This window comes from Bacillus sp. NEB1478 (genome assembly GCF_031582965.1).
GTDB lineage: Bacteria > Bacillota > Bacilli > Bacillales > Fictibacillaceae > Fictibacillus.
In genome coordinates, this window is record NZ_CP134049.1 from 3,568,255 (window position 1) to 3,585,138 (window position 16,884).

Consider the following 16,884-nt stretch of genomic DNA (forward strand, 5'->3'; position numbering starts at 1 on the left):
CACCTAAAAATAGATCCAGTTCATTTTCAGTTTTAAATTAAAGCCATTTTCGTATTTATTGATGACTTTATTTTTTAATGTGATAAACTTCTTCCTTTGAATGAAAACCATCCCTGATGATCGTTTCGTCAATATTTCGTTTATCAACGGCAATTGGTGAAAGCAGTACGGATTGAACCTCGATTTTTCCGTTATTTATTTTTCTGTTTGCTTCTATTTCTTCACCCTTTGCCATTCTGACCGCTAATTTTGCGGCTTCCTCTGTCAATAATTTGATTGGTTTGTATACTGTCATGATCTGTGTGCCTTGGACAATTCTTTGAACACCCGAAAGCTCAGCGTCTTGACCCGCTACCGGTATTTTGCCTGCAAGCCCTTGTGAGGCAAGTGCCTGAATGACTCCTCCAGCCGTTGCATCGTTTGCTGCTATAACCGCATCGATCTGATTATGGTTGGCTTTGAGAGCTGCCTCCATGTTCGTCCGTGCATTAGCCGGGGTCCAGTCCTTAGACCATTGGTCAAACACCACCGTAATATCACCTTTGTTTATTAACGGCTGGAGGACTTCGAAGACACCTTTTTTGAATAGATGGGCATTATTGTCCGTTTCAGCGCCGCCGATGTACACATACTTTCCTTTAGGAACAAGCTTGGTTATCACTTTAGCTTGCAGTTCACCGACTTTTTCGTTGTCGAAGGAAACATACAAATCGATATCCGCATTTTTAACGAGTCTGTCGTAGGCCATTACTTTAATTCCAGCTAAATGTGCCTTTTTGACGATTGCCGCCATGGCCTCTGCGTTATGGGGAACCACAACGAGTAGATCGACCCCTTGGCTGATCAGTGTCTCCGCTTGAGCTATCTGGACAGAATCATCGCCATTCGCCGCTAGAATCTCTACTTCCGCACCAAGCGATTCGACCGCCTTTTTAAACAAATTTCTATCCTTTAGCCAGCGCTCTTCCAATAATGTATCCATAGAAAAGCCAATTTTAATCTTTTCTTCAACTGGCTTTTTTACATGGGACTTTTCACTGTTTGAAGGTGTCACTTTCCCTAAAGTACTATTTTCGTTACCTCCCGCATCGCAAGCAGTGAATGCGAATACGAGAACGATTAGAAACAGTATGAGATTCACATGTTTCAAAATCCTCTCCATAGGGTGCTGCTCCTTTTTCATGCCTGCCTTCATCCTTTTCTGCCAAGGACGGCTTTTCGATATTCCGTAGGTGAAAGCGCAACCATTTTTTTAAACACTTTGCTGAAATAGTTCGGTTCATGGTAGCCTACCTCGAACGTAATTTCCTTTAAGCTCTTTTCTGGATCTGCCATAAGTTTCTTAGCTTTTTCAATACGGCATTCCGTCAGAAAATCGATATAGTTAACGCCAAGTTTTTCCTTAAACATCTTGCTGATATAAATAGGACTCAAACCCACTTTCCTACCTAAAGTCTCCAAGGAAATATCCTCATGTGAGTGCTTCATAATGTATTTTTTAATCTGATGGATCGTATCCGCCTCAAGCTGCTCATAATGTTCTTCATACGATTGCCTCATCTGTACAAGCAAGCGGTCAGTCTCGAATCGCAGTTGACGAAAGTCTTGAGATTGATAAGAAAAGAAAGGTGTTTCCGTCTCGACGCCAATTTCGCTCATCACCCTTGCCGCGATCCAGAGCAGTTCAAGGACACGCTGCTGAGTCTGAAGCAATTCTGCCCCTTCGTTTTCGCATCGTCTAATAAGGTCCGTAACATTCATACGGATTTGATCCCATTTGCCAAGTCTTATTTCATCGAAAAACTGTCTTTCACGCTGCTTTGTCAGCGATTTTTCTTCCGTATTCCCCAGAACAGGAACATCTGAATAAAAGCGATATTTTACAGGCAGAGATGTATCCATTGTTGCTATTAGCGATTCCTGATAAGACTGGCGTACTTGATTCAATGAACTGCATACGCTCCCAATTCCGACAAACCAGCCAGCTCCTGGGCTTGTTTTCGCAAGGGAAAGGATCTCATTAGCAAGGGAAATTGACTGGGAACGAAAAGAACAATCATGTTTCCGGAACACGATAACGGGAAGCTGTCGGCCATACAGAGCACCGACCCACGCACTCCCCAGCTGTCTGATCTTTTCTTTTACCGCAGAATAAAGTTTTTCTCCACCTTCTGGCAGCAGGATGCTTACCACAAAAGATTCGTCTGTCGAAGGGATGTCCAGCATTTCAACGAGCATGTCCAGATGTACTTCATGTACATGATCGAACAGCAGTTGTGTCACAACATCCGTCTCGACAAGGGGCAGTGCTTTTTCTAAAACGCCCAATGACTTTCGCTCTCCTTCAATCTCTTCCAGCACTTTTCCAACGGTCGCTACAATTTCGCTCACTTTGCTAGGTTTCAGTAAATAATCCTTCACGCCAAGCTTTATCGCCTGTCGGGCGTAGTCAAACATATCAAAAGCCGTAATCATCACAAATTTAATAGAAGGATCGTTATCGGTAATTTGCTGGATCGCCTCTAGACCATTCATCCCGGGCATCTGGATATCCATTAAGACTAAGTCAGGCTTAAACTCATCCACCATCTCCACGGCGACTCTGCCGTTTTTTGCTTGGCCGATTGAGACCTCGGGAAAGGCTTTCTGCAAGATCACTTGCAGCCCTTCGCGTTCAATCTGTTCGTCATCCACGATCAAGAGTTTTAGCATGCTCTTCAATCCCTCTCGTTTTTGGTATTCTTAGTACAACCTTCGTACCTAGCCCGATATGGCTTTGGATATCCATAAGATTTTCCATGCCGTAAAATAGCTTGAGCCGTTTCACAACGTTACTGAAACCGATGCCCGTCGAAGCGGCTCCTGTCTGTACAAGCTCTCCTTCAACTATCTGCTTAATTTTATGTTCCTGAATACCTGGGCCGTCATCTTCAACCTCTATGATTACCTGGTTATCACCGTCTTTAATGCGGAACCAAATATTTCCGCCTTCCTCCCGCGGTTCAACCGCATAAATAACCGCGTTTTCAATGATCGGCTGCAGGGTCAGACCAGGAATCTGAACTTCTAGGCATGCTTCGTCTATATCCATGTTCAAAGTCAGACGGTCCGTGAACCTGGCTTTCTGAATGTTCATGTATTGCTGGATCACCACTACTTCATCGCGAAGTGTAACGGCTCTGTCCAGCCACTTTAAGTTATAGCGCAGCAAGCCCGCAACACTTACAAGCAAGTCGCTCGTTTCTTCTGATCCTTCCAAATACGCTTTTTTAGAGAGCGTATTCAGTGTGTTAAACAAAAAATGCGGGTTGATCTGGCTTTGGAGATTTCGAAGCTGACTTTCCTTCAGCAGGAGCTTGCTTTGCTGAAGTTCGTGTTCCAGCTGTGCCTTCTGCTGTATTTCCTGAAATAGATTATTAATGCTGATGCGCATTCTGTTAAATGTCTGGGCAAGGAAAGAGATTTCGTCGTTAGAATCGACCTTGATCTCCTTGTCAAAACGGCCGGCAGACAGCTCGTTGGCTGCCCGTGTCAATAGCTGCACCGGTCTTGTAATACTTAACGAAAACCAATAGGTGATCATCAGCAGCAGCAATGTGATAAGGAGCATAAGCCAGATGCCCAGCTTTTTAAATTCTGCTGACTGATCAATTATGCCGCGGTAAAAACGGTCGTACGTTTTTAGCTCTGTGTCGATCAACGTGAGCGTCATATCGGAAATGTACTTCGAGATGCGTGTCGCTTCAGTAAACTCTTTGTCTGAAGCCTCTGTATCTTTTTCAGAGTAAAACATGAGTGAGCGGTCCGTTGTCTCGATCAAGCTGTCTATCAAATTCATATAATTGGTAAGATCGAATTCGTTCTCTGTGTTCCTTAAAGATAAGACTTCATCCTTTGCCCGGTTAAGATTCTCTTTGCTATGATTCAGTTCAGTCAAGTTCGCTTTAGTTGGCTCGAGCAAATAGTTATTAAGATTCGTGACCACCTTCTGACTCGTACTGGTCACTTCGTTCATCCTTATATACCGCTGCAAAATTTCGTTATATTGATTTTGTGTTTTCTGGTTGTAGTATGTAAGTGCAATCCAAATGATCCCCATAATGACAAGAACGACAGTTGCCAGCATCCATATTTTCTTCTGAATTCTGTTCATCGCTTGCCCATCGCTTTTATGATCCCAATATCACTTAGATAGCCATCAGCATTCAGAGGAACCTTATCGTTATTCAGCCATTTGATTAATAGATTTACACTCTTTCTCCCCATCATCTCAGGAGATTGCTCGATTACACCATCAAGCTTTTTTTGGTTGAGCAAAGAAAGCGATTCAGACCCGTCGTCGAATGAATAGATATGATAGGGCTCGACCTTACCTCGCCTGCTGATTTCCTGAATCATCGCTCCTGCGATATTTGCATTCACAGCAATAAAGCCATTCACATCAGGATACTTGTTCAGTAAATCTTGTGTTTTGGCGATTACCTGCTCCCTAGAATCAGGCGTTTCCGCATAAACAGCTTTGACGTTCGGGTAATCCTTGAAAACTTCTCTGATCCCTTTCAGCCGTTGCTCCTGGTAATACTCCTTTTGGCTGTCGCTTAATAAAATGATATTTCCATGCTGGCCCATATCGGACAGCATCAGCTGAGCAATCATCTTTCCAGCCAAGTGCTGGTCTGATCCAACGTATGTCTTTCTAAGACTTTCCGCTTTCGGCACATCATTCGCAACGGTAATGACGGGGATGCCATAAAATGCCGCTTTTATTTTCGTCAAATCCTTAAATTTCTGAGTGTCCAGCCCTTGTACAATAATGCCGTCGACTTTCGACTGAATGGCTATTTCAAGCTTTTTCAAGAAATCTTCTTGGTTTTTGCCGTAGCTCCCCCATACCTCAAGGCTTGCTCCATCCTTTTGGGCTTGTTCGGCCGCACCTGCTCCGACCTTATCCCAAAACGGTGTCTCCAGTTCTTGAGTAATGAGAACAATACGATATCGATCCTTAGTAGGGGTGGATGCAGCAGGCAGTTCCAATTCAGACTTGAACGCTTTTTGTGCTGTGGTAAACGTAAAATAACAAAGGACGATACATAAGAAACTAAGTATGATTATGCCAGCTTTACGCAAAGTGAAGTATCTCCTTTTTTTCCGATAATTTACTAATTTTATTTTATCATATTGAACTAAACGTGAATGCTCAATCCTTTTCCAATCAGCAGGCGATTTAAAAGATCGTTTTGAAAGGGTTGCTCTTTGGGCTCGCTTTCCGCAGGACAAGGAAGGCTTCGGCAGCTTCACATCGCACGAAGAAAATGTGATTTTCATTTTCGAGGAGTCTCGCCCTTCGCTCCAATTAACTTTTCAATGATGAAATTCTTGAAAACAATAAAACCATCTTTTAAAAAAAATCATTAAAAAATAGGAGCACCTTCCTTAGATAGGTGCCCCTGCGATATTACTATAGAAAAATAGGAAACTATCCTCTCTTTTTACGAGTTATTACGTCAAAGAGAACTGCTGCAACCAATACGCCGCCTCTGATCATATACTGCATGGAAACGCCTACTCCAAGCAGGTTCATTCCGCTGGACAAGGAAGCCATAACGATCGCACCGATGATGGCGCCTGTTACTTTCCCTACACCTCCTGCAGAAGATACTCCTCCGACGTAGGCAGCAGCGATCGCATCAAGCTCGAATAGTGTTCCAGCAGTCGTTGTCGCAGACTGCAGACGGGACGTGAACAGGATGCCGGAAAGCGCTGCGAGCATTCCCATAGAACCAAATACAATGTACGTGATTTTATTAACGTTAATCCCGCTAAGATGCGCGGCTTCCGGATTGCTTCCAACCGCATAAATGTGTCGGCCAAGCACTGTTTTTGTTGTTAAGAAATGATAGACAACAACAACCAAGAGCATGATGACAACTGTCCATGAGAAACCGTTATAGCCTGCAAGAATCCAAGTAACGTAAGCAATAATTGCAGAAACAAAGACTAGCTTAAATGTAAAAATCCCTTTAGAAACCACATCGAACTGATATTTAATCTTATTTCGGCGCGTGGAGATTTCACTGTAAACATAAAAAAGAATGGATAATAAACCTAGAATCAGAGATAGAAAATGCAAACCGTTTACAACCATAATAGAAGGAATAAATCCGTTTCCGATCGCGTTAAAAGCATCGTCTTTAATGATGATTGTTCCCGTTGCCTCTGTTACCTGTAGCAGCGCACCACGGAAAATGAGCATCCCAGCAAGAGTAGCAACGAAGGAAGGAATCGCGTATCTAGCAATCAGCAAGCCGTTAAACAAGCCGATAAAAATTCCAAGCACAAGAATGATCGGAATGGTCGCATAAATCGGCATTCCCATCTTTGTAAGAAGGATAGCCGTAATTGCACCAAGGAATCCTGCCGCAAACCCAACCGATAAATCAATATGGCGGATAACAATAACAAGTGTCATACCTACTGCTAATACGGCAATGTAACCAGTAGAATCTAATAGATTGCTAATGTTTCGTGATGACATGAACAGCCCATCCGTCATAATGGAGAACGTGAGCATAATCACGAATAAGGCAATATACATCCCATAATCACGGATATTCTCTTTCACTAATGATCTTGCTTCATTGATAAATTCCATGTGTTAACCTCCTATTGCGTAGCAAGCTGCATAATGTTTTCCTGGTTGGCTTCTTCAATTGGCAGCTCACCTTTTATTTTGCCTTCAGCCATGACATACACACGATCGCTCATTCCAAGTACTTCCCCAAGCTCGGAAGAAATCATGATAATGCTCATGCCCTCGCTTATCAATTTGTTCATAATCGTATAAATTTCAAATTTTGCTCCAACATCAATACCTCGGGTCGGTTCATCGAGAATAAGCAGCTTAGGTCCGACAAAGAGCCATTTTCCGAGCGATACCTTCTGCTGGTTCCCTCCGCTTAGATTACCGACGACCTGCTCTAAAGAAGAAGCTTTAATGTACATTGATTTTTTATACGCTTCAGCCTTCTTCACTTCTTCATTCACGTTGATAATGCCGTTATCTGCAACACCATTCAGGTTTGCCGCAGTAATGTTGTTCTTGATATCCTGGATCAAAAACAGCCCGTCGCCTTTCCGGTCTTCCGTCACATACGCAATTCCTGACTTGATAGCATCGCTTGTATGTTTGAACGTCTTTGGTGAGCCACCAACCTTCAGCTGTCCATCCAGCTTGTAATTCTTTGGATTTCCAAAAACGCTCAATGCAAGTTCTGTTCGCCCGGATCCCATCAAACCAGCTATCCCAACGATTTCTCCCTTTTTCACATGAAAATTGACGTCCTTTACAACTTGACGGCCAAGTTCGGTACTGTAAGCAGACCAATTTTTCAATTCAAGAATGGTTTCGCCTATTTTCTTATCCGGACGCTTCGGATATATATCATCAATATCACGGCCAACCATGTTTTTAATAATGACGTTCTCGGAAATTTCGCCTTTTGATGCATCCAGCGTACAGATCGTTTTACCGTCGCGGAGCACCGTCGCTTTATCAGCGATCGAAATGACTTCCTTCAGCTTGTGTGAAATCATGATACTTGTGATGCCTTGTTTTTTCAGTTCACCCAAAAGCTTTAACAGATTTTCGCTGTCATCCTCATTAAGCGCCGCAGTGGGCTCATCAAGAATAAGAAGCTTAACGTCCTTACTTAACGCTTTGGCAATTTCGACTAACTGCTGCTTACCTACGCTCAAATCTTTTACGAGCGTTTCAGGATTCACGTCGAGTCCTACTCTTTTCAGCATCTCTTTCGCCTGGGCAATTGTCTGATTCCAGTCGACCAGATTACCGCGCTTAACTTCATTGCCCACAAAAATATTTTCATAGACTGTCAGATCCGGAAACAATGCCAGCTCTTGGTAGATAATGACGATGCCTGTTTTTACACTGTCACTGATCTTGTTGAACTGCTGCACGCTGCCTTCAAACACGATATCTCCAGCATATGTCCCATAAGGATAAACACCGCTCAGCACCTTCATCAGCGTTGATTTCCCTGCTCCGTTCTCCCCGATCAAGCAGTGAATCTCGCCTTTTCCTACCTTAAAATTGACATTGCTGAGCGCTTTAACTCCGGTAAACTCTTTGGAAATCTGGTTCATCTCCAAAATATATCCGCTCATCATTATCCCTCCATTAGCCAAACAACTGATTTAATTGTGAAAAATAGTGATAGACGTAGTATCTATCACTATTCCGCGCCGTACTATTTTCTTATTTAAGCCCTGTAAATTCGTCGGCTTTGTAGTATTTAGAATCGATAAGTTCCTTCTGTACGTTCTCTTTGTTAACAACGATAACGTTTGTTTGTTTTGCTTTAACTTTAACTTTTCCGTTATCGTATGATCCTGTTGTTTCAGGCTTCTTATCATCAAGGATATCAACAGCCATTCCCATTGCATCCTTTACAAGTGTACGAACATCTTTAAACACAGTCATAGATTGTTTGCCATCAATTACGTATTGAATAGAAGCTTTCTCAGCATCCTGTCCAGTTACGAGGTAGCTTGTTACAGCACTGTCAGAACCAAATACATCTGCGATAGAACGAGCTGTCCCGTCGTTAGGAGCAAGGATAGCCACATCACCTTTCATGTCTGCTTTCGCCGCAGTCAAGTGAGTTTGGGCTTTGTTTTTCGCTTCATTAGCATCCCAGTTTGTTGTTACCTGTCCGATGATCTTGCTCAGCTCATCACGAGAAAGATCAGCTTTGTCTTTTAAAGCTTCTGCTGCGCTAGAGTTAGCAATTTTAAATGTACCGTCAGCGATTTTTGGCTGTAGCACTTTCCAAGCACCTTCGAAGAATAAGAACGCGTTGTTATCTGAAGCAGCACCAGCGTAAAGATAAAGCGGTACATTAGAACCTTTTGCATTATCGATCAAGTATTGACCTTGTGCTGCACCTACTGCAAGGCTGTCGAATGTTACATAATAATCAACTGCATCTGTATTTGTAATAAGACGGTCATAAGAGATAACCGTGATGTCATCCTTCTTCGCAGCTTCCACTGCAGCTGCTGCCGCATTTCCATCTTGCGGGCAAATAATTAGAACGTCGATCCCTTTGTTGATTAATGTTTCAACGTTTTCTTTTTCCTTAGCAGAAGAACCTTGGCTAAAAAGGATTTCAGTTGTGTAATCTGTACCTTTCAGCGCATCCTTAAATCGCTGCTCATCCTGCACCCATCTTGGCTCATCTTTAGTTGGCAACACGATACCCACACTTACCTTGCTTTTGCTGTCACTGCAGCCAGCTGCAACAAGCATAACCATGACCACCGCAAGCATAAGAGATATAATTTTGCTTTTTTTCATTTTAGTTCCCCCTTTAAAAAGTACTTACATGTAAATTATAGCTACGAAAAAACCATGTTTGAAAGCGCTATCAATAGCACTCTTTTAACATTATCTGTACTTTTTTATACTGAAGGGTAAAAAAACCCGCAGCTTGGAAATAGCTGCGGGTTTTAAGTTTAACCATGATCACATATTAATGACAACTTTCCCTTGTGCGTGTCCTTCTTCAAAATACTTGAATGCTTCGGGAACTTCACTCAACTTATAGCTTCTATCAATAACAGGTTTCACTTTGCCTGCTTCAAGAAGTTCTTTCATAAAAACCAGATCATTTTGGTTTTGCCTTTGTAAAAAGCTACCCATCTTTTTATTCCCTGTCATCGAAACCCAAGGTCCCCGCATCATCACTTGAAACATTTGAGCCCCAGAACCTCCTACATGCACAAAAATTCCCTTTGGACGTAATGCCTGTTTATAAGCTGATATTGACTGATAACCATTTACACCAAGAATAAGGTCATAACTCTCCGTTCTTTTAGAAAAATCTTCACTCTTGTAATCTATGATATGGTCTGCACCAATCGATCGCGCAATCTCCAAATTTCTCGTACTGCATACTGCCGTAACTTCAGCACCAAACGATTTGGCAATCTGTACCGCGAATGTTCCTACACCGCCCGATGCACCATTAATCAAAACTTTTTGTCCCGGCTGAATCTTTCCTTTATCCCTCATTGCCTGCAGTGCTGTAACTGCCGCCATTGGTACAGAAGCCGCTTCCTCGAATGATAGATTGGCTGGCTTTCGTGCTAGTGCATGTTCAGGAACAGCTGCATATTCTGCAAAACCGCCCCAGCCGCAGCGTGATAAGTCTCCGAACACCTCATCGCCGGGTTGAAACTGTGTAACATCTTTCCCAACCGCTTCAACTGTGCCTGCAATGTCTCCTCCAGGTACAGCGTATTTGGGTTTAAAAAGACCGAAAGCAAACCGGGCTAGGAACGGTTCCCCCTTTAAAAGAACCAAGTTACCAAAATTCACGGATGATGCATGAACTTTTACGAGCACTTGATCATCGTAAGGAATAGGATTTTCAACTTCTTTTAATTCAAGAACATCTGGTGGACCATATTTGTTAGAAACTATCGCCTTCATAAATTCCCTCCTAATACACTAAAAAAGATCCATTAAATAAAAGATATTCCTAAAAAGAGATTCAATACTGTAATTTACAAAAAAAACATCGTTCACAAAGATATGTTGCTTTCTTTTAAAATCGGCAGTGCGGACGTTCTTAAAACTTATATATTTGGGTATTTAAACAAGCAAAATTCATATGGCTTCTAATCCCTAAACACAGATCTAACTGATAGATAAATTTTTATTTTTACAAATCCAATTGAAAAAGCAACTACCACAATAGTTAGTTGCTTTCTTTTATAATAATTAGTGCTACACACTCCATATTCTCGATCAAGCCAACAACAAATGTTGACCTTCGTAACAAGCTAATATCTAATTTAATAATGGTTTTATGCTCCATAACCCATTTGTTTTAATAGCTGTTTAGCTGATGATAAACTTTGTTCCGTTTGTTCCTGCCAACTGATTATGTTTTGAATAAACGGTTTATATTCATTCGGAGCATCGTCTCTCATTACGAGTAACCATTTCATTACTTCTTGATCTTGTCTTAACCCATTATCCACACAGGCAACCAAAGATTTAATAATGGACTCATGAGATTCTCCATTTTGCAGCCGCCTTGCGCTTCCTGCTGCAGTCACTCGATGATAAGAAGCCGGAACAAGATGATTATGCATTTCAGCATTTCCTTTTAAGTTTGCGGTTGCTGGAATGAAATATAGCTGTGTGCTCATTGAACAAACCATTTCTTCACCATTTAAGCTTTGATTTAAAAGTTGTAAAACAGCGGTCCAATCTGGTCTGAAAATATAAGGATTCAACACCTTCACCCACTTTTAGAAAATTCCATATATCTTATGTGAGATGAATGTATTTGCTTCAATAAGTCAATTGGAATAAAAAATTGTGGGTGTTTTTGAATTAGGAAAGTAACACTTGCCTACTCCCCTAAAGAAAGTTTAAATAATTTATCATCACCTTCTCGTGGAGTTCCTCTACCATCACGATTATTCGTAATTGTATACAATGCATGATCTTCAATCAGCACATCCCGCATTCTCCCAGCGTTTTTAAAGAAAGTTCCCACGGTGTTGTCATTTAAATTAAACACGAGAATTCTTTCACCTCGTAAATTCGCCACATACAATTTTTTGTTTTTAATAGCCATTCCTGATGGAGCCCAAGTCTCATCACCTGATTGAAATAAAGGAGCAACCATACCTGGGGCTTGCTCATTACCCTCAATGATCGGCCAACCATAATTTTTTCCGGACTCAATCAAGTTAATTTCATCATGGGCCGTTTGACCATGTTCAGAGCTATATAGTTTTCCGTCTTCATCCCAGGCTAACCCCTGTGGATTTCGATGGCCGTAGGAATAAACATAAGATTTTTCAAATGGATTATCGTTTGGTAAAGAACCATCTAATTCCATTCGCAAAATTTTACCTGCCAGACTATTAACATTTTGGGCATTTTCCGGGTTCCCTGCATCACCGGCGGTAGCGTATAATTTGCCATCCGGTCCAATTTTAATTCTACCTCCGTTATGAATCCTTCCTCCCGGGATCCTCTCCAATATAATCTTTTCTTCCGTCCACTTGTTTTGATCAAGCTTAAGCACAATAATGCGATTATAAACGGTACCATCCTGTTTATAGGTATGGTAGGCAAATGCTTCACGAGAATTTTCAAAGTCAGGAGCAAGTATGAAACCTAGCAATCCTCCCTCACCTTCATGCAGGACTTTCTTTGTAACCTCTACATTTTGAACGGTTTTTGAACCGTTATCGCCATCCACTTTAATGATATAACCTGGCCGCTGACTCAAATAAAAGGTATTATCTTGTTTGTTGATATTCCAAGGGATTACCAAATCTGTTGCGATCACATCTACTTGTCTGGCAAGCACTTCTGCTGCATCCTTTTCATTTTTTTCGGATGTATTTTTCTCTTCATGGAAACAACCTGAAAGAAAGAGGATCGAAATTAAAGTGAGAATGAACCTTTTCAATGCTAACACCTCAATTTTCACTATTTTACTGCTTAATAATAGTTTAACCCTTTCGCGAGTGGAATTATCTGGATTTTACTAAATTTAGCTTTTAGTCTATAAATCTGTGAAAAATAAAAAAAAGGCAGATCAGTCCGCCTTTCTTCATTTCCTATGTGATTCTATCCATTTCTTAACTAAACGCTTCGGTGCCGCACGTAAATAGGCATCTTGAATGAGATCGGTTAATTCATCCCAGTCTTCTCCATCTGGATTTTGAATAGATACCCAGCCGTGACGCCCTATATATGGTGTTTTGTAAAAACGCTCTTTCTGCAACAAAATTTCTTGCATTTCACGATCTGACTTGAAAGACAAGCTGAATCCTTGCTCGCTTTCACCAGATATGACGAACGATTTCCCGTTTATTTTAAACGTATTGTGACCAAAACCATCGATAATTTCATCAGCTTCAGGCAGTGAGAGACATATACTGCGAACATTTCCAAGCATACCTGCTGTGTCTTGTGATTTCATGTTTTTATCCACCTATTATGAATGTTATTTTGCGTTCTCATCCGGTTGATGGATTCCGAATAAATTGCCTTCTGTATCCATGTAGTATCCCTGCCATGCCATACCAGGAAGAGCATATTTCGGCATTGCAACTTTTCCGCCATTCTCAAGAATTTTTGCTTCTGTTTGATCGTAATTCCCCACACCCATTGTACATGCATAACCATTTAACGGTTGGTTTGCTTGTGGCGGAGGACTTTGACGTTTCATCAGACCTCCATTGATTCCTGGTTCATTCGCGTCACCTGTAACTGCCCCAAAGTAGGGTATTCCAGCGAATTCACTCCAATCTTCAAAAGACCAGCCGAATACCTCTCCATAAAATTTCTTTGCCCGTTCCATATCATCTACATGAATTTCAAAATGAACTAATCTTCCCATGATCTGCCTCCAATATTTAACTAGTAAATTACATCCTACTATCATTAGTTTGCTATTCAGCTTCAAAATTCCTCTTTCTATTAATAATCGTAATCTCGTTAATCGTTTTAAAAATAACAAAAAGAAGTTCAACCAATGAACTTCTTTCGTCTATCAAATCATAAATATTTCACGAATATCTTCTTCTGTTAAGGATGCTGATGCGATTTCATCAGAATCAACCATGGCTGTTATTAAATCTCTTTTCTTTTCCTGAAGCTCATACATTTTTTCCTCAATGGTACCACGGGCTATGAGCTTGATCACTTGTACTGTATTTTTCTGACCCATTCGATGGGCTCTGTCTGCTGCTTGCTGTTCAACTGCTGGATTCCACCAAAGATCATATAAGATGACTGTATCAGCCCCTGTTAAGTTCAACCCGGTACCTCCTGCTTTTAGGGAAATCAGGAATAAATCCCGCTCACCTCTGTTAAATCGATTACAAATCTCCAATCGTTCTTCAGAAGGCGTTTGTCCATCCAGATAAAAGTACGTATGACCACGTAATGCAATGTCTCTGCCAATCATCTCAAGCATTTTCGTAAATTGTGAGAATATCAGTACTCTCCTATTGGAAAGTCTGGCTTCCTCTATTATTTGCAGCAACTGCTCGTATTTCGCAGAACTTCCCTTATAGCCGTCAACAAAAAGAGAAGGGTGACAGCAAATTTGCCGCAAACGGGTCAACCCTGCTAAAATTCGAATACGATTTTTTCGAATGGTATTCCTATCGAGATGTTTTAAGGTATCATGCCGCAGCTTAGCCAAATATGCTGCATAAAGCTTTTTTTGTTCAGGCAGCAGTTCTGTTGATTCGGACGTTTCTATTTTTTTCGGCAGCTCAGCAAGAACATCTTCTTTTTTTCTGCGAAGTAAAAATGGACGAATCCTTCGAGCGATAGTTTTTCTAGAAAGGTGACTGTATTCCTTTAATCCTTTAAATAATTGCGGAAAGACGACATGATAAATTGCCCAGAGTTCCTCAATCGAATTTTCTATAGGTGTTCCAGTAAGTCCAAAACGATAATCTGCCTGTATTCTTTTAGCTGCTCGAGCTGTTTGCGTGAGGGGATTTTTAAAAGCCTGTGCCTCATCATAAAATACCGTATGAAACTTTTGACTTGCATACCATTGAATATCTCGGCGCATCAATGAGTAGGATGTAATCACAACATCTACATCCCCCATCTCCTTTTGAAGATTTTCCCGGTCTGCCTTTTTCCCATCTGCAACAATAGCTTGAAGGTCAGGTGCAAACTTCATGATTTCATGAAGCCAGTTATACGTTAATGATGAAGGACAAACAATCAAAACCGGGTTTTTCCTGTCTCGAATACTGGAAAGCTCTGATACGATAAACGATATACTTTGCACCGTTTTGCCAAGTCCCATGTCATCCGCTAGAACACCGCCAAAATTGAAACTTGCAAGTGCCTTCATCCATTCATATCCGCTCTTTTGATAGTCTCTCAATATGTTTTCTAGGCTTTGCGGCACCTCAAATTGCAAGTTACTCGGGTTACGTAAATTTTCTATAAAATCATGAAACGATTTTTCTATTGTGAACACCTGACTATTTTCAATGGCATCAAGGTGTTGAAGGCTTTGGGTAATAGGCATGTTCAGACTAGCTTCCATATCAAAATCCTGAACCGGAACTTCTTTTAGAAAACGTTGAATTTCTTCCATTTCCTTCGTCTCAAGAGAGAGCAGTGAGCCATTTCGCAAGCGGTAATATTTCCGCTTTTCTTCGAGCGCTTCTAAAATTTCCCGAATCTGTTGATCAGCAATTTCGTCCATTTCAAACTTGAATTCCAGCCAATCGTTACGTTCTTTTTTAACTTTCACTCTGATTTTCGGAAAGGCGTTCTTCCTTACGATGCGGTTTCGAACTGCTGTTGTAGCATAAATCTGTACGAGTTGCTGAAGCTTTGGAACTGTATGGAATAAAAATGAATACTCCAATGTTTCATTTTGCATCGTGTATCCGCCATCTGTTTTGAAGAAGCCGCTTTCGTCCATTAATCCAAGAATCTCATCTTCCTTTTCCTGATCCCTCACAACTACCGGTCCTGTTAGAGTTTCCCGTTGCTCTAACGGTTGAATAATAATATCTTCATAATGAAACTCTAGTCCGCAAAGCAGACGATTCTTAACACGATCCAAATATAGCTTGGCAACAAGAGGTTTTTTCAATAACTTTTGAGAGAGCGCTTTATCCAGTTGGACATCGCCAATCTTCTTCAGACTTGGAACAATGTTATCGAGGAAATGCTGAATTTTTTTATGTGAAATCGGTATATGATTCGTCCCCGACTTGAATAGCATTTGCTTTAAGTCATTTAATCGTTCACAATCCTGTTCATTTAATGTGTAGACTTTTCCGTCAAATAATACTGAACGATAGGGATTCAATACAATCATTCTATCGAATCCATCAATTGCTAACCGGTAATCTGTACCCTTTACTTCAAATGTAAACTGAATAGGAGGCGGTCCATCTATCATTCGTAAACTTTCAAAAGATTGGTCGTCTTGCTTCAGCCTCACTAACGATGTTGTAGTGAGTAATGGAGCGAGACGCGTCCAAGAGGAGGGTGGAATGAGCAAAGATTCATTATCACCTGAAAAAGAAGAAGATAATGCTTCAAGAAATGCCTTTTCATAATGGATAACCCCAATAAGCTCTTGTATCACTAAATCATCTTCTTTTAAAAAGCAATGACGGCTCGGGTCATATGTAAAGACAGAAGATAAAGCACTGCGTTCCCCATGTCTTACATCCTGAAGAAAGGTTTGAATATTCTTCAGCTTTGTGTTGCCGACCTTTATTTCCATTCCGAACAAAAATTGACCGTTCTCCATTTTCACTGGTCTGCATGTAAACATGACATCCAGTACCTCTCTTTTTTCAAAATGGAGTTGATGTCCACTTCTTCTTGCCGGTCTGTTATTGAAAACTGTCAGAAACCCTTTAGTCAGTTCATCATAATTAGACGATTGAACTGGTAAACTGTCAGGAACTGTCCCTTTTCGCTGGTAATCCTGAATGGACAATAAAACAGCTGCAATGTGCTGGCAATGCTTTTGAAAATTCACTAGTGAAGGACAGCTGCATTTCAGGTCAGTCTTCCCTGCCGCATCTTTTTCTATCGTGACTTGAAAGTCTTCCGTTCCAGAAACGCTAGCTTCACAAAAATCATGACTATATTGACTGAACGTAACTTTATTTGCTCGATAAAAATAATCTCCCTTTTTAAAGGATACGGTGCCGCACATTTCTTTAATTTTATGATGACTTATACTAATATCCATGTACTCCCGCTCCTTCCGCTCTATATCAAATTTCAAATAAATTCACGCGACTAATTATCTTATTTCAACTTAC

General features: G+C 41.1%; 13 protein-coding genes. All 13 read right to left on the bottom strand.

Annotated elements, in window-relative coordinates; translation table 11 throughout:
- Positions 1 to 67: 67 nt before the first annotated feature.
- Positions 68 to 1,162 (bottom strand): D-xylose ABC transporter substrate-binding protein, encoded by a 1,095-nt coding sequence (gene xylF, locus RGB74_RS18130; protein WP_310760666.1) that lies wholly within the window; start codon positions 1,160 to 1,162, stop codon positions 68 to 70.
- 29 nt (positions 1,163 to 1,191) lie between these two features.
- Complete coding sequence (locus tag RGB74_RS18135; protein WP_310760667.1) at positions 1,192 to 2,712, bottom strand: response regulator; 1,521 nt, start codon at positions 2,710 to 2,712, stop codon at positions 1,192 to 1,194.
- Positions 2,687 to 4,153: a sensor histidine kinase gene (locus RGB74_RS18140; protein WP_310760668.1), complete on the bottom strand. Its 1,467-nt coding sequence runs from the start codon at positions 4,151 to 4,153 to the stop codon at positions 2,687 to 2,689. The genes RGB74_RS18135 and RGB74_RS18140 overlap by 26 nt, the downstream gene beginning before the upstream one ends.
- Positions 4,150 to 5,127, bottom strand: a complete 978-nt coding sequence (locus RGB74_RS18145) for a sugar ABC transporter substrate-binding protein (protein WP_310760669.1) — start codon at positions 5,125 to 5,127, stop codon at positions 4,150 to 4,152. Before RGB74_RS18145 ends, RGB74_RS18140 begins: the two co-directional genes overlap by 4 nt.
- Positions 5,128 to 5,476: 349 nt before the next feature.
- Positions 5,477 to 6,652 (bottom strand): sugar ABC transporter permease, encoded by a 1,176-nt coding sequence (locus RGB74_RS18150; protein WP_310760671.1) that lies wholly within the window; start codon positions 6,650 to 6,652, stop codon positions 5,477 to 5,479.
- A gap of 11 nt (positions 6,653 to 6,663) precedes the next feature.
- Positions 6,664 to 8,184 carry an ATP-binding cassette domain-containing protein gene (locus RGB74_RS18155; protein ID WP_310760672.1) on the bottom strand — a complete coding sequence of 507 codons (1,521 nt, stop codon included), beginning with the start codon at positions 8,182 to 8,184 and terminating at the stop codon, positions 6,664 to 6,666.
- Positions 8,185 to 8,275: 91 nt separating this feature from the next.
- Positions 8,276 to 9,376 (bottom strand): sugar ABC transporter substrate-binding protein, encoded by a 1,101-nt coding sequence (locus RGB74_RS18160; protein ID WP_310760673.1) that lies wholly within the window; start codon positions 9,374 to 9,376, stop codon positions 8,276 to 8,278.
- A 168-nt stretch (positions 9,377 to 9,544) separates the two neighbouring features.
- Positions 9,545 to 10,513 carry an NAD(P)-dependent alcohol dehydrogenase gene (locus tag RGB74_RS18165; protein WP_310760674.1) on the bottom strand — a complete coding sequence of 323 codons (969 nt, stop codon included), beginning with the start codon at positions 10,511 to 10,513 and terminating at the stop codon, positions 9,545 to 9,547.
- A 377-nt stretch (positions 10,514 to 10,890) separates the two neighbouring features.
- A complete protein-coding gene (locus tag RGB74_RS18170) occupies positions 10,891 to 11,325 on the bottom strand; it encodes a hypothetical protein (RefSeq protein ID WP_396135994.1) in 435 nt (144 codons plus the stop codon).
- A gap of 119 nt (positions 11,326 to 11,444) precedes the next feature.
- Positions 11,445 to 12,527 carry a PQQ-dependent sugar dehydrogenase gene (locus tag RGB74_RS18175; protein WP_310762923.1) on the bottom strand — a complete coding sequence of 361 codons (1,083 nt, stop codon included), beginning with the start codon at positions 12,525 to 12,527 and terminating at the stop codon, positions 11,445 to 11,447.
- Between the two features lie 135 nt (positions 12,528 to 12,662).
- Positions 12,663 to 13,034: an MmcQ/YjbR family DNA-binding protein gene (locus tag RGB74_RS18180; protein WP_310760676.1), complete on the bottom strand. Its 372-nt coding sequence runs from the start codon at positions 13,032 to 13,034 to the stop codon at positions 12,663 to 12,665.
- Between the two features lie 24 nt (positions 13,035 to 13,058).
- A complete protein-coding gene (locus tag RGB74_RS18185) occupies positions 13,059 to 13,454 on the bottom strand; it encodes a VOC family protein (protein WP_310760677.1) in 396 nt (131 codons plus the stop codon).
- 153 nt (positions 13,455 to 13,607) lie between these two features.
- Entirely contained in the window at positions 13,608 to 16,811 is a 3,204-nt protein-coding gene (locus RGB74_RS18190; protein WP_310760678.1) for a DEAD/DEAH box helicase, read from the bottom strand.
- Between the last annotated feature and the right edge of the window lie 73 nt (positions 16,812 to 16,884).